The following is a 17988-nucleotide window of genomic DNA, read 5'->3' as shown; positions in this document are numbered from 1 at the left end:
GCCGACGTGGACAGACGTGCTCATGGGTGTGTTGGCCGTCTTCTGGTGGCCAATTAATATCCTCGGCGAACCGCTCCTGTGGTCGTGGGTCGCTGTCGGCTTTGTGGCGCTGGTCGTCGCAGCCGGACCCGGCGCGAACTCCACACCTGGAAAGCAACTCGGTCGCTGGTTCCGGTCGATCGGTGGCGTGGGCCGCGCAACGGTAATCGTTCTCTTTTTCATCAGCTTCTGGGTCGTGCAGACGACGTTCGCCGTCCCTCCCCGTCCGGTCCTCAGTTTCGGTACCGGGATGATCAGTGCGATTCCATTGGTCGTCGCCACCCACCTGTTGATCGCCGGACGCCCGACTGGCTGGCGTGCAAACACATCCGACTAGTCTCTCCTCGACAGCAGTTCAGACACTGCCGTGTCACTCGATCGTGTGCCGGCGGTACCGCCGAACCGCGTACAGATACGAGACAACCGGAACACCACTGGTGACGAGCACGTACAACGAGACCCCAGTGAGTACCGAGACGGAGGGGACGAGACCGCCGGTGAGCAGAAACCAGAGGACCACGAGCCCAAGACCCGTTCCGAACACCACGATGACGGAGTACGTCACCAGGACGAGTGTCGAGGGTGAGACGGTTTCGACACCCCACATCTCCCGTTCTTCGTAGACGGGGTAGGCACAGCCGAGGCCGAGCGCCAGCAACGCACCGGCGACGCACCAGCCAAGCGCAGCCACGGCGAACGCCAGCCCGTAGAGTGGTGAAGAACTCAACGCGAGCGACCCGACCGAGGTGAGTACGGCGAGCGGGAGACCGATCGACAGTCCAGCACCGACACGACCACGAAGGTGTGTCGTCGTATCGGTGTCGGTGAGGAGTATCAACGGGAGTTGGTCTCGGTCGTCCCCGAGCGGATTGAGATTGAACGCCGCCCCAGAGACGTACACGCCGAGGACGACGCCCAGTCCCGCAATCGAGGCGAGCAGTCCATCGCCAGTACTCTGGAAGAGCGCCGTTCCAAACGGACCGATGAAGAAGATGATGAGGACGAGATGAACCAGTTGTTGTGGTTTTCGGGCAGCCCTGACGAGGTATCCCCACGCGATACGACCGGACTTCCTCCACGAGAACGGCCGAGGTGGTGTGAAGCGGCCGGTCTCACTGGACGACTCGGAGAGTCGTGTCTCGGGTTTCCTCTGTGCGGCGCTGTCTGTGAACCAGAGTGCGGTCGCCTGCCGTTCGGACACCGCGAGTCCAAGTGGCGTGAGCACGAGACAACCGACGAGGACGACGAGTGCACTCGGATCGACCGGTTGAACCAGTGGTGTCCCGACGAACGCGAGCGTCGTGTACTCGGTTAGCGGTCCGAACTGGACGACAGAGAGGAGCGTCTGAATCGACACCGCCCCGTTCGAGAGATACTGGCCGACGAACTGAGAGACGACGACGAAGACGACGAGGAGACCGATTCCGCCGATCTTGAGCGCTCTCTGCAGCGTGGGAAGGCGACGAATTACCCGGAGTAGCCCGAGTCCGAGCGCGTATCCCCAGACTGCGGTACAGCAGACGAGCGGAAGCGAAACCAGCCCAGCAGTCACGACGAGCGTCGGTGCGCCGAGTCCAGCCGCGAACACGGTGCTGACGAGGAGGACGGGCAGTCCAAACCACAGCGCTAGTCGAGCGATTTCAGCCGTCATGAGGCCGACGACCACCGCACGTGGATGCACGGTCGTCAGGAGGAGATCTTCGGACTCAGCCCCACCGATCCGTTCCAGTGTCCGCAAGACGGCGACGAACAGGAGCCCGACTGGGAGGAGGAGCGCGATTTGGTCGAGGAACGGTACCCTCGAAACGGTCTGGACGCGCTGTCCGAGGAGGTAGATACCGGGGAGTGCGAAGAGGAGGTTGCCGCCGAAGAGCAGGGTGAAAAGGGCGATTCCGAGGACGCGCCGTGTGTCACTGGTGTAGCCGCGGAGGCTTCGGCTGAACTCCGCGCTGGCGATCCGAAGCCCGTGTCGTACATCAGTCGAGAGCGTCATTCGAGTGCTCCGTCCGAGGCGGACGTCTCCCTCGAGATGTCGCTCGTACTCGTGACGGCGAGGAACGCGTCTTCGAGCGTGCCGTCACCGGTCTCGGCACGCGATGTGAGTTCGTCCGGTGTCCCCTCCGCGACGAGTCTGCCCTCGAAGAGGACACCCACTTCGTCTGCGACAGCTTCGACGACGGGGAGGATATGCGTCGAGAGGAAGACGGTCGTTCCCGAGTCGGCGAACTCGCTGATCGACTCGCGAATCTCCCGTGCAGCCCGGGGATCTAGTCCACTCGTCGGCTCGTCGAGAAAGAGGACATCGGGGCAGTGGAGGACGCTCTGGATGAACGCCGTCTTCTGTTGCATTCCTTTGGAGTAGGTGCCGATTCGTTTGCCCGCGTCGGCTGCGAGGTCGAACCGTTCGAGGAACCGCTGGATTCTGTCCGCGGCCGTCTCGGGTGGGATGTCACGGAGGTCGGCAACGTATTCGAGCTGTTCGGAGGCGCTAAACTCCTCGTACAGCGGCGGCGTCTCGGGGAGATAGCCGACGTGCGAGACGAGTCGACGACGGTCGTCGACAGGAACGCCACAGACGCGAGCCTCACCGGCAGAGGCGTTCGACAACCCGGTCAACAGTCGCATCGTCGTCGTCTTCCCCGCGCCGTTCGGGCCGAGAAAGCCATAGACCGTTCCATGGGGGATAGACAACGAGAGGCCGTCGAGTGCGACCTCGGACCGGTACGTCTTTCTGAGAGCTGTCGATTCGATTGCGTGTTCGTGTGGCGTGGAGGGCATCGCGGGTACTGACAGTTGCGGGAAACGACCTCTATACCTTTCGACAACGACCTGAGTGACGATACTGGTTCTTCACACCCCACAATCAAGCAGTTCGCATCGATCACGTGTTTCGGTTGTTGAGGCCGAACGATGTTCGAGGACGCCCCAGAGTCGGACAGCTATAGACGATGGCCTTTGGTCACATCAGCGAGTAATCGGGTCAGAGAACGGGTTAGGTTGGTCCGACGCAGTGTGAAAAATATGATCTCAATTATGCTTCAGGTCACCGCGACCTCAACCTCGTAGGTCCGGTTCTCGTACCGGACGGCACGGTGGTCCTCCCAGACTTTGGTGCTTGCGTTCGTTACCTCGACGTAGTTCTCCGGATCGGCGAGAGCAGCTTTGAACGTTCGTTGTTGTGCCGGTGTCATCGACTCGAATGCGACCACTTCCTCGGTGGGGTAGATGGTGTCCGTCTCGTCAACGGTGAGCCACCTCGTGCTCTGGTTGGTCTCGGATACGAAAACGAACGCGCCCACACAGAGGAGCACGACGAGGATTCCGAGGCCAATCAGTGCGAGATCACGCTGATAGGGTTCGTCGAACTCGAACACTGGGGGACGTTCGACGGGTCTCGTCCGGATCGAATATATCTTTTCACCATCGCCCGGTCCCGGCACACCAGCCGTGTTCGCGCGTCCGGTGTGCTGGTGGCAGGAGTCTGTATCGACGATCTAGCGCTGAGTGCCCTCACGCAGCCAGTGTGCAGGGGCTGACGCGAGAACAGCTCTGACTGCGATGGCCTCTCTGAGCGATAGCCGCGTCCGACCACAGATCCGTGTCTTTCTGCGGTCTGGAGCTGCAGGACCGGGGCCTTATATTACATCACCGACAAAAAAGTGACCGCAGCGTGCAACTGCGAGGGCCGAAAGACGAGTCAAATTCGAGAGAGTGCGGCCCAGAGGAGCACGCCGATCGGGAGCAACAGGAACGGTCCGAACAGGACGGTGAGTGCACCCGCCATCGCGTCGCTGACGCGGGAGGTGAAGAACAGTCCCACCGGGACGGCGACGAAACACAGCATCAAGACGGTGGCCGCAGCCATAACTGCCAGGTCACGCTCCGGTCGCGTCGTTTCATCGACCGGAAGGTCGAGCGTGTCGACGACGCGGTCGATATCTGTGACTGGACCCAGTTGCACGTCGTCTCGATCGACCGACTCGACGCCCGAGATAGTGAGCGTCCCTGTCCCGAGCAACCGGTCGGCGATCGCGTTCTTCACCGAGAAATCGGTGAACGGGTCGACCGTGACTGTCCACTGCGGCGCTTCGAGCAGTGTGTCGTACGCGACAAGGGTGTCACCGCGCCGTTGGTACTCGATCGTGCCGTATCGAAAGAAGTAGCTGAAAACGCGTGCGACGACGAGTACGCTGATCGCGAACAGTCCGCCGGCGATCCACAGTGGTTCGCGGGAGATGACAGCGAGTCCAGAGAACGCGAGCACGCCCAGCCCAAGACGGGTCGCGAAGCCGAACGCGATCGACCAGATGCTCCCAAGCAACACCGACTTCGCGCTGACGGAGACCCGTGTCTGCACCTCGGCCACGGGGAGTTCGAGTTCTGGCGGTGGTTCGCTGAAATTCTCGTCGTCGACGAGGCGGTCACCGACCCCGAGCATCGGCGTCCCGATATGCTCGACGAAGAAGCGGTACAGCGACGCGGTCGTCTTCGCGAGGACGACACCAACGAGGATCAACAGACCGCCCGTCCGGCCGCCAGCGGCAAACAGCCCGACCGACAGCAAGATAACCGTGAGCTGTGCCGGCGTTCGCATGATCTCCTGTGCGGAAACCTCAGTGTATTCTTCGGTGGCGATGTACTCGAAGACGAAGTCGACTACCTGTGCGGCCACCAACGCGCCCAGTCCGAGGATGAGGTCGAGGGAGAACGTGATTAGTGGGTCGGCCACCAGCCAGTAGAGAACGCTCAGTGGGAGCACTGTCACGGACCACACCCCGAGCATCGAGAGCGCAAACGGGATGTTTCGCGGATAGACCGGTGGCCAGCTCTCCCGAACCGTCCAGCCACCACGTTTCTCTCGAAGCTCGTGTAACGGTTCAATCTGGCCCGATATACCCGGTGACCCACGCTCGGCGAACAGCGTCTTGACGGCGGCCAAGACGATCGTACTGAACGCCTCGGACCAGTAGACGACGAGTAGCGACCAGAGGCTCCAGCCCCACGCAACGACGCCGACGAGTGGAAGCAAGTTCGCACCCAGCACGACGATGGCACCACTGAGTACGAACGTCGTCGACGAGATCCGGTCGTTCAAACTCACTGTCAGATATTCAGACGAACGGTCCTGCGATTTATTTGTATACTGCTTCGAGAGCGGCTTTAGGCGAGATCGATGAGCGGTTTCGGAACCGAGCGTCAAGGAAGCAACGACAGAAGCTCGAGGAGTATCTCTTTCACTCGTCCGCTCGAGACCGTGAGAGCGACTGAGAACACGAGAAACACGACAGTACCGATCACCAGTGACGTGACGACACCCGCATCAGCGGGCCCCGAAACGTATACCACCGCCGCCACGACAACACCACTCGACAGGACGAACCCGCACGTGACTCGCACCTTCTCACAGCCTACTGCTATCACCTACTCGAACGTTTCGACGTGAGTGACAGTTGATCTGACCGAGACACCGTACGGCTGTGACCTCTTCGGCGTCGTCGGCGTGGTGCTAGCCTTTTTGCACTGCTGGCCGTCATCTCGAACGATGCCCTCCACTACCGTCCTCACCCGCATACGCCAACGGTTCTGGACGCAGCGGAATCTGACCGTCTCGGTAGCCATCTTCCTCGCACTCTGCGTCACGTACGGATTCGGTGTGGTATTCGACCCTGACGGAAGCTTTCTCCTCCTGTTGACAATCGGTGTCGTCGTTCCAACCCTGTACGACGAGTACTGGCCTCCGTACGACCGGATGTGGAAGGCCGTCTGCTGGATCGTCGTTGCCTCGGCGGTCGCGTCGGGAGCGTTTTCTAGCCTGTACTGGATCGGAACCGAACTGTTCGGACTGTCGCCGCTTCTGGCCAGTACCGGTGCGTTCCTCCTCACGATGGGTGGCGGTATCGTGCTCCTCGCTCGGTGAGGGGCAACATCCGACGGTTGGGAGCGACCTGCGCTGCGAGAAGCGCGTACCGACAGTCTGTGACGGGTTCGCTCAAATCCCCGTTGAAGCCTTCACTGGATTGGTTAGTATCCCCTCAGTACTGTTCGATGCCGACAGCCACCTGTCGGCATGAGCTCCTGCCCGCGATTCGACGGGGTCTGCTCCGCCTCGTCACCCCACCGCTTTTCCCCCGTTGTCAGTATCCAGAACTCACGAGGAGATGAACGATCCGTCCTTTGGGTCTTCCGGGAGTAATCACGGACGTGGGCGCGTACACTCATCATACAGTCCTCGGTAGGCCACAATCGCCCCGACGATGAGAACTGCGAACGGCACAGCAGTCAGCGGACTCTCAGGATTCGTGTACGCGATGGAGAGAAGCGAAACGAGTCCAAGGACGAGACAGGCAACAGCCCGTGCCCGCCATCGTTCGATACGCTCGCGGTCAGGGATGTGCTGGTAGTACACCCCAGCGAGGACAAGGAGGATGGCTCCGTACTCGGCACCGTCCGGCCAGAGCATCGGGTCGAGGATGTCGTCAGCGAGCGATAGACACTCGCAGACGATGCAAGTGACGAGACAGCCGTACAGACACAGTCGGAGCGCTCGAGACGAGACGGGAAGGAGAGCCGTCACCCCAAAACAGGGGAGGCGAGAGGTAAATAGCTATCAGGCCCACGCCCGTCGCTCACTACGACGGGAGCTCCGATGTCCGACGACAACGACGAACCAACGAGAGGCGAGGAGGTGACCGTGGCGCTCGGCGTGGTCGATCACGAAGATCTGTCGGAACTGCTCATCGAACTCCTCGTGGAGGCGGTCGACGCGGAACGAGGGGAATGACACGGGAAGGAACCCATCGACACGACGCTGGCGACACGACTGTCGAACCGAATCGCACGGTGGGAGGAGCAGCCGGGTGATGAGTTCGGATCACGAACGACCAGCGACGCTGGTGGATCTTATAGAACCAGTCGGCCTGTTCGTCCTCCCCGCACTGGTGGTCGGTCTCGTCGTGAGCGCTCTCAGCGGCCCCGGGAACTTCGTCGCCGGTGTAGCCATCGGTGGACTGTTCGGGGCGATCTTGGCAGGACTGAGACGGGGGTTCGTTGCCGTTCAAACGAGCGACGGACTCGAACGGAGGCAACGACCGACTCCGGACGATACCCTGTGGGCACGCCTCGCAGACGTGGAGTACGACCCGCGGTACGACCGCGTCCTCACGGTCGGCCTCTTCGGAATCGCTGTCGTCGCGTTCGGAGCGATCCCCTTCGTCGACCCACAGAACGACTCACTTACCATACGGCTCGTAATCGTCGGGTTCTTTGGACTGGTGAGCGGGCTCGTGAGTCTCGGAGCTTCGGATGCCACTGACAGATAAGCACAGGTTCGGGGACAGACGCATCAACGACGACCGAGTCGGCATCATACACCATGGAAGCCTGATCGCCAGCGGCACGCTCGAAGAACGTCTGAGTCGAGCAAACATTGAACAAGACGCGTCGATGGAGTCGGTGTTCGTTTCCCTGACCGGTGACACTACGCCCATCGAGACGGGAACAGGGGGTGCAGAGCAGTGAGACGACGGTCGTTCCTCGGTGTCACCAGTGCCTCACTTCTCGGGCTGACCGGGTGTCTGGGTGCGACCGAGTATACCGTAACAGAGGTCTCGATGGTCGACGTTTCGGCGACAGTTGACTTCTCCGGTTGAAATCAAAGATCCCAACGCGGTCATCGAACATCCAGCCCGGCTCAGGTTCTCTCTCGAACGAAGGGGAGCGGCCGATTCAGATTCGAAACACGGGAATCTGGCCGTTCGGTCTGCTCGAGCTCGTCGATTCGCTCGGAACCGAGGAGGCATCGGGAACGATCCTCTGGACGGAGAGATACGCCGAGAGCGACGAATCGGAGAGATTACGGGACGTCGTCGACGCCGCTCGTCCAGCCACTTGATCCGGGTAAACGAATCAGCGAAACGTACGAGCTGCACGGGGACAGTCTCGGCGCCAACGACACCGGTCGCCAAGTCGTCCGTGGGGAGTTCGAGCCTCTCGTTCTCGAGTACGCCATGGGTGGAGAGCGTGACTGGAAACCGTTCCTTCCAGAGGTTAACGTCGTTATACAGAAACAATCGGTGATCTGAGTCGTGGGTCAACAGTAGCTGTCCGACGAGTGGCTCTATATCGGTTCACGACTCGGAGGGTTCACTCCGGTCCAGCGAAACACCCGCGAACACACCACCGAGCCACACACCGCCGAGGAGGAGGACCAACGGAAGCCCCTCGGCAGGGGATAACAGCGAGCTATACTGTGGCGTGAACATCACGATCGGCCCAAGCACGCCGACGAGAGAGTACCAGAACCGGGAGTGTGACCCGGACCCCCTCCCCCGATGTTCGGGGAACGCCAAGAGACCGTACGCCGTGATCGTCCAGACGGCCGTGAGCACAGCACCGAGTACCATGTCACCGCGCTGTACCCCGAAGAGATAGCCGACCGAGAGACCGACCACGGCCCCCACTGGCCAGGCGTAGCGAGCGTCCATGTCGGTGTGCACTCACCGACTCAGTGTAACGGTACTGTTCTCCCCACAGAGGATCGATCAACAGTGGGGGAGATGAGTATCATCGTCAAAAGAGCCTGGTCGTGGTCGGCCGAGACCGGCCGTTCTTGATTATAAGTATTCCCAGTACAGCCAGTGTAAGTCCACAGACGCACAGCACGACGACGAGGAGCATTCGGAACCGTTCGGGAAGTACGCTGGCACTCGCACTGTCGAGAAACAGTAAGGTCTGTCCGCGGCCGACGAGGAGCAGGCCTGTCGGGAGGACACCCAGGCAGACCATGGTCGTACCCAAGACCAGATCTTCGATCCGGTACGTTTCCATCGGTGTACTCACCCCTCACACCCACTTCGTTCTTCTCCCCGTGGCAGTCACCCGCGTCCCTCGAGGTCGCCGCCGACGGTCGGGACCGTTCCGACGAGGAGCAACAGACGGTTGCGCTCCTCGAGAGCAAGTCAGAGGATTCTGGAGTATCGTTCTTTGAACAGATACCAGGCTACTCCGACGCCATGATGGGCGCTGTACGCCGATTAATCGCTCGATGGCCCTTCGACGATGATCGCACCCCGCTGTCCGAGACTCTCGTGAGGTTCACAGGCGTACCGGTAGACGCCGGTCGTCTCGAACGTGTGCTCGAAGTGGACACCTGGTTCCGGTTCGAACGAGTCGAGGCGGATCTCTCGATCCTCGAACGCGACATTATGCGGGCCGCCGTCACCGCTCCACACCCACGTGACGGTCGTCCCTGGGGAGATTTTCACTGCCGGCGGCGCGAAGTCGAACGCATCCGGGCCGGCGGCCGACCCGACTGTGACCGTGACACGGGGCTGTTCGCGTCGGTCCGGAACCGTCCCATCGTATCCTTCGACGCTCGCCAGCCACTCGTCGACAGCTGGGTACTCCCCCGACGGTGGCTCGGCGACCTCGACGACCCCGCGCATCCCGTCTCCGCGGTTCGACTCCGAGACGTACCGGTATGTGCCGGGTTCGGAGAACGTGTGTTCGAAGTGCGTCCCACTGGTCGTGACCGAGGAACCGCTATCGAACGATCCGTCGACTGAGACGACGTTGTGTGGGCCACCATACCCGGTCCAGAGCCAGGTAACGGTCGTGTCGGGTACGACGCGGACGACAACCGGGTCGAACATGTCGTGAGCGTCGCTTCCTTCCGGACTCGAGCCGACAGTGATCGTCGGCTCGGCCTCGGGACCATACCGTTTCGTGTGTCCGTCGTACCCGTTCGCGCCGTCAAGGAAGTCGGTCAGACACTGGTCACTCGTAGACGACGGCTCGGCCACGTCACTACTGGCGGCGCGCGCAAGTCCGGTGACGTCGGCTGCAGAGCCGAGACAGCCGGTCAACGACCCGAGACTCGCGAGTGCGGTGGTAGAGAGCAACGTCCGTCGGGACCAGTCAGGCGGTGTCTCCATCGGATTTCACCCTTTTTCGCTCAGTCGCCTCTTCGGGTATGCGTTGTGGAGGGACAAAGAGCAGTTTTAGACTCACCACCGATTCAGCGTGCACTGGCTCTGTTCGGACTCGCGAACGTTTCGACGTCGCTCCCGAAACCCCCGTGTCTGTGGTCCCGCACCAGTGTATCCCTCTCCAGACACCCGACGCCGACGCGCCAGTGGCCCGAGTGTCTGCACCCAACTGGTGGTGTTCTGAGTACACCAGTCACCGTCGCCCATAGAGTGAGTAGACGATACTCCCCAGTCCGAGTACCTTGATACTGTTCGAAAGCGGCGAGACGACTAATCCGACCGTTCGAGCGCTGTACAACCGGGCACCGACGAGTGTCACGACCGTCGGCACGATCGTGAGCAGGACGATACCCAGTGCGAGAAAGAGCATCGGACGGCTCCCGTTGCGCCGATAGCCACGGATTGCTTGATAGACGATGACGAGACTGAGGCTGACCAGGAAGACAAAATTCACCGCTAGCCACGCTCGCCAGAGTTCGAACCCTTCCGGAACGAGCGTCATCGCATCCCCTCCCACAGGTTCGTGAGGCGGTCTGCGGGGTCTGCACGCCGTGAGAGGTCGACGACGAACTCCCCGTCTTCCATGACCACCGCGAGGCCTTCGAAGCGTGACTCGTAAACGGCGTAGTGGTTGCCCCCGTCGTCGATTCTCGTCTCTTCTGTGAGGAGGCCACACCGCTGTAATCGGTCGATACGCCGATAAACGGTCGGCGGCGAAGCGTCACATCGCTCGCTGAGTTCGGTTGCTGACATGGGTTCTTGATCGAGGTGTGTGAGGATTCGACGAGCGTACTCGTCGTCGAGAAGCGCGAATAGCTTCGCGGGAGGCGGATCCTCGTTCACGACTCTCCGTTTTCCCGTCAGCTTCATAAAAAGAGACGTGAGGTTTCCGAGTCTGAAAGAACCCAGACCCTTCGGAGCACTCGGGTATACCACGAGCAGTCCGTGCTTGATAGGAGGTTTCGACAGTCCCATTACATATCCGGGAGAATCGGCCTTACCGTGACGATGCTTTCAGCCCGAGAGGTTAGACTCACGGTAAGCCTGCTTCTCGGGGTCATCCACGCAGGCGTCCTCCTCCTCGCCGCAGCCCGACTCGGCTATGCAGTCGGCCCTGGCGAGTACTCGCTCGTGGGGATGGGGTGGCGATACGGTGGTCTCGTCGTTGTCGCAGCGCTCCCAGTGTGGCTCGCGCTCAGGTATACCCTGGTCGCGCCAGTATGTGCGCTCCTCGTGACGACCGGCTACGTCCTCGGGATGGAGCTCTCCCCACCCGGACCGACGTTCCGGGATGTCGCAGAACTAGAGCGGCTCTCCGAACCAACCGGCATCATGGTCGTCGAGAACGGCCTCTACATCGTCCGGTACATGATCAACGCGTCTGTGTGGACGGTCGGGTTCGTCTTCCTCGGCCTCGTCGAGTACGTGAGTCGACTGGGCTGGGACTGGCTTCCGTCGGTGCCAACACCACTGCAGTGGGTGAGTATTCCCGCGTCACGACAGCAAGCGACAATCATCGCGACTGCTGGTGGCCTCCTCCACGCCGGCGTGATGATGTGGTTCGCCGTTCGACTCGGTGTGACCGCGACTGGCGGCTTCGAACTCTTGCTGTACCTGTTCAGTACCCTCGGGATGTGGTTGCTCGCTGCCGTCCCGCTGTACCTCCTCGTCCGTCATCGGCTCGTCTCCCCGGCAACTCTCCTCACGGTGTTCGTGCTGCTGGACGTCAGAGCGGAGTTCGTCGCCAGTGTCGACGACCCACACGCGTTCTACTTCGGTGCCTGGTTCGTCTTCTTAGGGGTTATCCTGGTCGCTGCAGGCGTCGAACTCGGAGGAAGGCGACTCGCGCTCCTCGAGCGCGTTCAGTCGGTGTAAGCTGTATCGTTAATGATCGGCCCGCCTACACAGCGTCTCCCGAGGCAGGCCGACATCATCGTTCGGGTACAGCGTCCGAACGACCACCTCTCCCGCGTTCGTGATTACCACTCCGACCGCCCACCACTCGGGGGCGACCGAAGTCGACAGCGACCAGTTGTACCGAACGCTTCCGCCGTGTGAGAGTGACACCGTGAGCGTATACCGACCGGACTTTCGAGTGACGTTCGGCTGGATCGTAAGCGGCACCACGGTCTGGTACTCCCGGGACAGAACGGTCTCATCGTCGCCATCGGTGACGGTAATATGTACCGAATGCCCGTCCTGCTCCGTCAGGTCGTAGTCGGGCGGCGTCTCGAAGTCGTACAGTTGGAATCGAGCGACGGGGTGAGTCGGGCGCTCTCCGCTGGACGCCGTGATAACGGGGTCCCGACAGCGATACGCCCCGAACGGGATCCGTCGGTGGATCTCTGAACCGACGAAGTGAGCGATGCTCGATGCGTATTTCGTCGCACTGCCTGGCGATCCGTCCGGATCGTGATACCGTCCCGACCCGCTGTACGACGACAGCAGGTAGTATCCCCGGTCAGTCGTGTGTACGACGGCGGTCCGTGCCGGCTCGACACTGATCTCGATGGCCGGGTACGCGGAGGCGATCCCGTCGACGAGTTCATTGTACACGGAGCGTTGCTCGTAGGTCTCGACGAAGGACCGAGCAGCCTCGGGAGTCGACGGACTCGCCGGTGTTGGGAGCGGTTTCGTCCCGGTGACGGTCGTTACGTTCGGCGGGACCGTCGGGTTCGCGGTCGACTCCCCAACGGGGGAGGAGGAGTCGGTCACACACCCACCAAGCAGGCACGTACTCCCTGCCAGTGCCGTGATAACGTCTCGGCGTCTCATGTTCCACCGGGCGGATACGCGAGTCGAACAGTGGACTGACTGGAGGGCATCGGGACCGATAGTACAGCGCCGAACCACTCAAACGTGTCCCCTGACGTTCGATTCGATCGGAACACGTGATTGGGCGAGGTCAATGAGACACGCGGACAGACCAGGTCAGTCGTTCGGAGTTGCTTGCACAACAATTGTGCCTCGCTGCCCGAGGCTCTCGTGTTGCTCGCAGCCGTACCGGTAGACACCGGTCGTCTCGATCGTGTACTCGAAGTGGATACCGTCCGATTCGTGCCTCGTCTGTTCGAGTGTTCGGTGCCGAGCCCAACACCCGGGAGAGTGCAGGTACGACTGGGAACGGTAGACGGTACGAACGAATCTAATTCATATGTTCGATGCGTGTCGGTGGATTTCGAACAGTCAGCCAACCTGCGTTGCGTCCAAAGAGGTTTTTCAGCGGCAACTCGTACGCGGACGCATGTCCCCGGAATCACGCCCCTCCACTACCACGCGTGGCTTTCTCGGTCGGTGTGCGGCCACTATTGGAGGCCTCGCCGGGTGCAGTGCAGCGAGTCGTGACTGTCCGAGACCAGCCGGTGTCGATGACTCGGCCGACTGGTCACACAGACACCATGACCAGGGTAATTCGAACGCGGCACCTGCCGCTCCGAACTCGCTTACTGAACGGTGGACGTTCCGCGTCGACGCGAGGCTGAGTCGCCCCCTGGTCGCCAACGGGACTGTGTACACGGTTACCACCTCCAGTGATCCTCCATCGGATATTCGTCTCTTGGGATTCGACGCCGAGACGGGCGAGCGACAGTTCGAGTGGACCGTAGCTGAGGGGTATGACGCCCGGATCAGTGCCGCCATCGACGGCAGGGTATACCTGGTCGGTGAACCCGCTGGAGCCAGCGGTCGTCAGCGACTCTACGCGGTCGAGGGTGAGTCAGTCACGTGGACGTACGAAGCGGAGCGAGTTACGGCTGTCGCTGCCTCGGGCGACGTGGTCTACGTCTCAGTCCTCCACGACTCGGTCGTCGCGCTCGACGCCGCTGATGGACGGGTCTGTGCGCGTCTCCACCCGACCACGTGGCCGGGCGGACGCTGGCTCTCCGACTGGACCCCAGTCGGTCGACCAGCGGTCGGCGAGGAGACCGTATTCACGCCGGTCGCACGGTTCGATACCGACAGGGAGGACGCATACTTCGCGGATCGGGTCGTCGCGTTCACGCCCGACGGCGAACGACGGTGGGAAGCCACCGTCCCCGACGTGCTGTTCGTCAACGATATCGCTGCCGTCAGTGAGACCGTGTACGTCCCGATGACGGCCTCGCGTGCTCGGGCGACCGATCCCGGGACGACTGCTCTTCACGCGTTGACGGCGTCGTCGGGAACGCGTCGCTGGACGCGACGCTTCGAGAGCGGCTCGATCTCGGGCATCGCAGCACGTGAGGACGTCGTCGTCGTCGACAGTGGGGATACCCATGCGTTCGAGCGCGACTCGGGTGACCGGCGATGGCTGACTGGGGACTTCCTCGGTCCCCCAGTCGTCGCCGGGGACCGGGTCTTCGGCCGTCGGACCGAGGGCGAATTCGTCGACACGGTCGTGGCCGTCGACCTCGCGACGGGTGAGACCGTCGCGTCACACACGTTCGATTATCAGGTCAATCGCGCGCCCGTATTCGCCGGTGGACGGGCGATCGTCAGGACGCTCGAATACCGAGACACCGACAGTGGTACCGAACACGTCGCCGACCGTCTGCACGCGCTCTGGTGACCGACAGAACCCTCTCCCCGAGCACGCAACCGATAGTACTTCTCGGGATCAACGCTTATGATGGCCACCTCCGGACGAGGGTGGGTAGAAACCGTTGCACTCCGGCGGAGACGAGACGCGACACACCAGTGTGCCCTCGAGTCCGGTTAGGGCCCCAGCGTTCGACCCCGTCGGATCACAGCTGTGAGCCCTCTTCGTACGGCTGGATGACGACGAAGCCCTCCGAGCCGGTGAACTCCATCTGGATCGTCTCCCCCGATGTTTGACCGATTTCGATCGCCTTGTTCGTCGCCACCGACGGCGAGAGGTCCGTGCTCCACGCGACGGTCGCGTCGGGGTCCGTGTTGACCGGTGGAGTTACGACGAGCGGGTCACCGTGGGTCGTAATCGCAACCGCTCCCGGCCCGGTGAGGTAGACGTTCGTCAGTCCTCCGGCAGCGGCCTCCGAGAGCCCGCCGATGGTACCGATCTCGTAGTCGACCGTTGACTCGAACGCGAGGACGTCGTTGCCGTTGACCGAGATCGATTCCTCACTGTTGAGGTCGAGGATCTGGACCTTCTTTCCCTGGTCGGCGACGTAGAGATGCCCGCTCCCGTCGGCCTCCATGACGGGCGTGCCCTCGTCCGTGATCGCGTCCTTGACGAACCCCGTGATACCACCTTCCGCCGAGGACTTCCCGGTGAAGGTCATCTCACCGGTGTACCCGATCATCGATCCGGCCTTGACCATCACCGTTCCGTCGAGCGCAATATCCAGGAGCCGCTTGTTCTCCTTCTGAAATCCGTCGCCTCCTGTTTTCGGGGCGTTGGATTCAGTGAACTCGTCTAGTTTCATTGCTACAGCAGACCGTCTGGTGGCACGAGTAAATCGGCTGGGAAGGCTCAAACCAGCGTTGATGCGAAACCGTCCCCCGCAGAGCGAATTAATCCCAGGGGGGGTCTGACGGTTCCATACTCGATTGTCAGGGTGGGGGTCTCTACCGACCCGCATGGACATCCCCAGGTTAGCGAGGGTGCATGATATTTATCGACGCAGCGATTGGGATGTGGTGGATGGTCTCCCGACGAATTGCGGCTCTGCTCGCACTCCTCGTCCTCCTGAGTGGTGGCTCAGTCGTTGCCGGCGACGTAATCACCTCCCCTCCGACGATGACCGTGACGAACGAGGACACCACGACGTATCGCGTGACGGCATACACGACTGACAGCCTGCAGACGGCGATGCTGCTGAATTTCGCGGTCACGACAGCGGATGGTGACCGGCGGCTCGTGACGCTTTCACAGATGGTCTGGGCGGACGGATACCGGAACGTGACCCTGGTCGACGATGGAATTCCGACTCGACAGGTCACTGTCGAGCCCGGTGAGGACGCATCGATGACGGTCACCGGGTGGACGCCGGGGAACGTCACTGTCTACGTGGTTGAAGACCTCGGTGACAACGAAACACACGTACAGACGGAGATCGAGACCTGTACCCAACGCGGACAGGAGCACACCCTCACGCTCACGGAACGTGGTTCGAGCGGCTCGTCAGTCTGTGCGTCGAGCGTGGACTGGCTGCTCGCCTGATCGTGGATAGAGTCCATCGTATTCGATCGGCTTCGTCGAAATCTTCAGGAATTGAGAGAGCTGGTGTGGTGAATCTCGAGAGTGAATGCAGCAAGCAGATGCCGTGTATCCCGTTGTCTCAGCGGTGAAACAGTCGTTCTGTAGGTCTGTTTGTCTACCAGATACCGTAGACGTGCCCCCGGTCGTCGGTCGTGTAGATGGAGCCGTTGGCCAGCGACGGCGAGGCCCAGCTATCGGCGTGCATCCGGAACCACCACTGCTCGGTTCCGCTGCGACGCCCACAGGCCAGTAGCGTCCCCAGCTGCTCGATATAGACGTTCTGCTCGTCGACGATCGGTCCACGGCTCGGCAATCCGATCCATGTCTGCCAGCGTTGCCGCCCGGTCGCCCTGTCGAGCGCGACGAGGAACATCTGCTCCGAGGACGTTCCTGCACTCGCATACACAGACGTGTCGGTGACTGCCGGTGAGACGCCCTCCGAGTAGCCGAGTTCGTCGAACACCCACTCCTGCTCGCCAGTCTGGGCGTCAAGCGCGATGACTGCACCACTCTGCCGCGTCGAGGTGTAGACTGTTCCATCGTACACTGCCGGCGGCGACGGACGGCTCGTCCAGTCAATGGGCGAGTACCGGAACGTCGACCACACTTTCTCACCGGTCGCGGCATCGACGGCGTACAGCCGGCTGTCCCAGTTCGCCGCGTAGACGATGCCGTCCGCGACCGCCACGGGCCCGTCGAACTGTCCGATTCGTCTGACCTCCGGCACCGGCTCCTCGTCCATGAGTTGTTCTTCCGGGAGCCCTTCGGCCGTGAACTCCCACTCGACCGTGCCGGTCGCGGCATCGATCGCGTACAGGGTTCCCAGGTGGGTACCCGCGTAGACGGTTCCGCCGACGACCGCGGGGACCTCCGCCCACTCACTATCGCCGTCGTACTCTTGACCCTCGACGAACGTTGTGTGCCAGTCCGGTGCCTGCGCGACGAGATCAATCGCTTGGATCCCGTTGTCCATCGGAACGTACATCATATCGTTGGTCACGGTCGGTGTCCGGACTGGCTTGCCAGCACCCGCTACGCGCCACCGCTCTGTTCCCGTGGCGGCGTCGATGGCGATCATCGTAGTGTCGTCGTCGTCGCCTTGACGACGAGGTGGTGACTCGTCGCCGATGTAGACGGTGTCGTTGACGATCAACGCTGACGTGTGCATCCCCGGGCCGGTGATGTCTTCGTCGTGACGCCAGGTCCACTGGACAGTGGGACACCCTTGTGGGCCTACCCGTCCGGGAACGTGGCCGCGCCGCCGTGCATCGTACTGGGGTGTCGGCCACGTCTCGTCTCCTGTCGTGCGCTCGTCAGTCGTTGATGAGACATCGTCTGCACACTCGATCGTTCCCGGTTCTGACCCCCGAGACCTGTCGTCAGTCGGTACGGAACACCCAGCAACCGTCGCGACTGCTCCCGACAGTGACGCTGTGAGAAACTGGCGACGTCTCATCAACATATCTACAAGTAGTGCACATTTGAAACTGCGGGTGATCCTCCAGTCCGAACTGGTATCCCACGCGGCTGTACGTAGCGACTCTCTCGGCAATCCGCATCAGGGCACTCTATAACCGACTCGTGCCCTGCGTTCGCTAAGACCTCACTGAGCGACCGAGAACCTAGCAGTAGACGAATCCGAGATACAGAGGCTGTGTCCGTCACACCGTTCGCGGTTCTATGTCAGAACCACGGCCCTCCGAAGACGAGTCTGAGTATCAGCCAAACGACAGCGTTCGAGATACTGAGGAAAACGAACACCCGACCGATATCGGTCCAAGATTTCTCTCCGAACTGTACAAGGAC

The 17988-nt window shown here is 61.6% G+C and carries 21 protein-coding genes; 7 read left to right on the top strand and 14 right to left on the bottom strand.

Translation table 11 applies throughout. The annotated features are described in order from the left end of the window. The first annotated feature begins 16 nt into the window (after positions 1-16). Positions 17-376, top strand: coding sequence for a hypothetical protein (locus FZP69_RS10190; RefSeq protein ID WP_152041195.1), 360 nt, complete (start codon positions 17-19; stop codon positions 374-376). A gap of 33 nt (positions 377-409) precedes the next feature. On the opposite strand, the gene FZP69_RS10185 is transcribed toward FZP69_RS10190, so the two are convergent. The 5 genes from FZP69_RS10185 to FZP69_RS10165 all read right to left on the bottom strand — a co-directional run bounded on the left by FZP69_RS10185 (position 410) and on the right by FZP69_RS10165 (position 5460). After that, complete coding sequence (locus tag FZP69_RS10185; RefSeq protein WP_152041194.1) at positions 410-2032, bottom strand: hypothetical protein; 1623 nt, start codon at positions 2030-2032, stop codon at positions 410-412. Then, complete coding sequence (locus tag FZP69_RS10180; protein ID WP_152041193.1) at positions 2029-2817, bottom strand: ABC transporter ATP-binding protein; 789 nt, start codon at positions 2815-2817, stop codon at positions 2029-2031. Before FZP69_RS10180 ends, FZP69_RS10185 begins: the two co-directional genes overlap by 4 nt. A 260-nt stretch (positions 2818-3077) precedes the next feature. Next, on the bottom strand, positions 3078-3413 hold the full coding sequence (locus tag FZP69_RS10175; RefSeq protein ID WP_152041192.1) for a hypothetical protein: 336 nt from the start codon (positions 3411-3413) through the stop codon (positions 3078-3080). A gap of 323 nt (positions 3414-3736) precedes the next feature. Then, positions 3737-5140: a DUF6498-containing protein gene (locus tag FZP69_RS23020; RefSeq protein WP_240137540.1), complete on the bottom strand. Its 1404-nt coding sequence runs from the start codon at positions 5138-5140 to the stop codon at positions 3737-3739. A gap of 95 nt (positions 5141-5235) precedes the next feature. Further along, positions 5236-5460 carry a hypothetical protein gene (locus tag FZP69_RS10165; RefSeq protein ID WP_240137538.1) on the bottom strand — a complete coding sequence of 75 codons (225 nt, stop codon included), beginning with the start codon at positions 5458-5460 and terminating at the stop codon, positions 5236-5238. A 121-nt stretch (positions 5461-5581) separates the two neighbouring features. On the opposite strand from FZP69_RS10165, the gene FZP69_RS10160 reads away from it, so the two are divergent. Further along, entirely contained in the window at positions 5582-5956 is a 375-nt protein-coding gene (locus tag FZP69_RS10160) for a hypothetical protein (protein WP_152041191.1), read from the top strand. A 276-nt stretch (positions 5957-6232) separates the two neighbouring features. Here the strand turns inward: FZP69_RS10160 and FZP69_RS10155 are convergent, their stop codons facing one another. Next, positions 6233-6613 (bottom strand): hypothetical protein, encoded by a 381-nt coding sequence (locus FZP69_RS10155; protein ID WP_152041190.1) that lies wholly within the window; start codon positions 6611-6613, stop codon positions 6233-6235. Between the two features lie 72 nt (positions 6614-6685). Between FZP69_RS10155 and FZP69_RS23240 the strand changes: the two genes are divergently transcribed. Further along, complete coding sequence (locus FZP69_RS23240; RefSeq protein ID WP_275689353.1) at positions 6686-6820, top strand: hypothetical protein; 135 nt, start codon at positions 6686-6688, stop codon at positions 6818-6820. Positions 6821-6992: 172 nt separating this feature from the next. Beyond that, entirely contained in the window at positions 6993-7358 is a 366-nt protein-coding gene (locus FZP69_RS10150; RefSeq protein WP_192918528.1) for a hypothetical protein, read from the top strand. Positions 7359-8165: 807 nt separating this feature from the next. Here FZP69_RS10150 and FZP69_RS10145 read toward each other — a convergent pair. From FZP69_RS10145 to FZP69_RS10125, 5 genes are all read right to left on the bottom strand, one after another. Beyond that, entirely contained in the window at positions 8166-8522 is a 357-nt protein-coding gene (locus FZP69_RS10145; protein WP_152041188.1) for a hypothetical protein, read from the bottom strand. Positions 8523-8607: 85 nt separating this feature from the next. Then, the gene (locus FZP69_RS10140) at positions 8608-8865 is read right to left on the bottom strand and encodes a hypothetical protein (RefSeq protein ID WP_152041187.1); all 258 of its coding nucleotides are present in this window, start codon (positions 8863-8865) and stop codon (positions 8608-8610) included. 206 nt (positions 8866-9071) lie between these two features. After that, positions 9072-9971, bottom strand: coding sequence for a halocyanin domain-containing protein (locus FZP69_RS10135; protein ID WP_152041186.1), 900 nt, complete (start codon positions 9969-9971; stop codon positions 9072-9074). 247 nt (positions 9972-10218) lie between these two features. Continuing rightward, positions 10219-10527: a DUF7521 family protein gene (locus FZP69_RS10130; RefSeq protein WP_152041185.1), complete on the bottom strand. Its 309-nt coding sequence runs from the start codon at positions 10525-10527 to the stop codon at positions 10219-10221. Continuing rightward, complete coding sequence (locus FZP69_RS10125) at positions 10524-10868, bottom strand: ArsR/SmtB family transcription factor (RefSeq protein ID WP_152041184.1); 345 nt, start codon at positions 10866-10868, stop codon at positions 10524-10526. The genes FZP69_RS10130 and FZP69_RS10125 overlap by 4 nt, the downstream gene beginning before the upstream one ends. 165 nt (positions 10869-11033) lie before the next feature. Here FZP69_RS10125 and FZP69_RS10120 point away from each other — a divergent pair, with 165 nt between their 5' ends. Then, entirely contained in the window at positions 11034-11900 is an 867-nt protein-coding gene (locus FZP69_RS10120; protein ID WP_152041183.1) for a hypothetical protein, read from the top strand. 1056 nt (positions 11901-12956) lie between these two features. On the opposite strand, the gene FZP69_RS23405 is transcribed toward FZP69_RS10120, so the two are convergent. Then, on the bottom strand, positions 12957-13136 hold the full coding sequence (locus FZP69_RS23405; RefSeq protein WP_394350158.1) for a plastocyanin/azurin family copper-binding protein: 180 nt from the start codon (positions 13134-13136) through the stop codon (positions 12957-12959). Positions 13137-13179: 43 nt separating this feature from the next. Between FZP69_RS23405 and FZP69_RS10110 the strand changes: the two genes are divergently transcribed. Continuing rightward, positions 13180-14571 carry an outer membrane protein assembly factor BamB family protein gene (locus FZP69_RS10110; protein WP_152041181.1) on the top strand — a complete coding sequence of 464 codons (1392 nt, stop codon included), beginning with the start codon at positions 13180-13182 and terminating at the stop codon, positions 14569-14571. Between the two features lie 175 nt (positions 14572-14746). Here the strand turns inward: FZP69_RS10110 and FZP69_RS10105 are convergent, their stop codons facing one another. Further along, positions 14747-15406 (bottom strand): AIM24 family protein, encoded by a 660-nt coding sequence (locus tag FZP69_RS10105; RefSeq protein WP_152041180.1) that lies wholly within the window; start codon positions 15404-15406, stop codon positions 14747-14749. A 218-nt stretch (positions 15407-15624) separates the two neighbouring features. Between FZP69_RS10105 and FZP69_RS10100 the strand changes: the two genes are divergently transcribed. Then, positions 15625-16143 (top strand): hypothetical protein, encoded by a 519-nt coding sequence (locus FZP69_RS10100; protein WP_152041179.1) that lies wholly within the window; start codon positions 15625-15627, stop codon positions 16141-16143. A 154-nt stretch (positions 16144-16297) separates the two neighbouring features. On the opposite strand, the gene FZP69_RS10095 is transcribed toward FZP69_RS10100, so the two are convergent. Further along, positions 16298-17638, bottom strand: coding sequence for an outer membrane protein assembly factor BamB family protein (locus tag FZP69_RS10095; RefSeq protein WP_275689352.1), 1341 nt, complete (start codon positions 17636-17638; stop codon positions 16298-16300). Positions 17639-17988: the final 350 nt, after the last annotated feature.

Origin of the sequence: Salinigranum salinum, assembly GCF_009176545.1 — an archaeon.
Taxonomy (GTDB): Archaea; Halobacteriota; Halobacteria; order Halobacteriales; family Haloferacaceae; genus Salinigranum; species Salinigranum salinum.
This window is presented reverse-complemented; position numbering and strand designations above follow the sequence as displayed.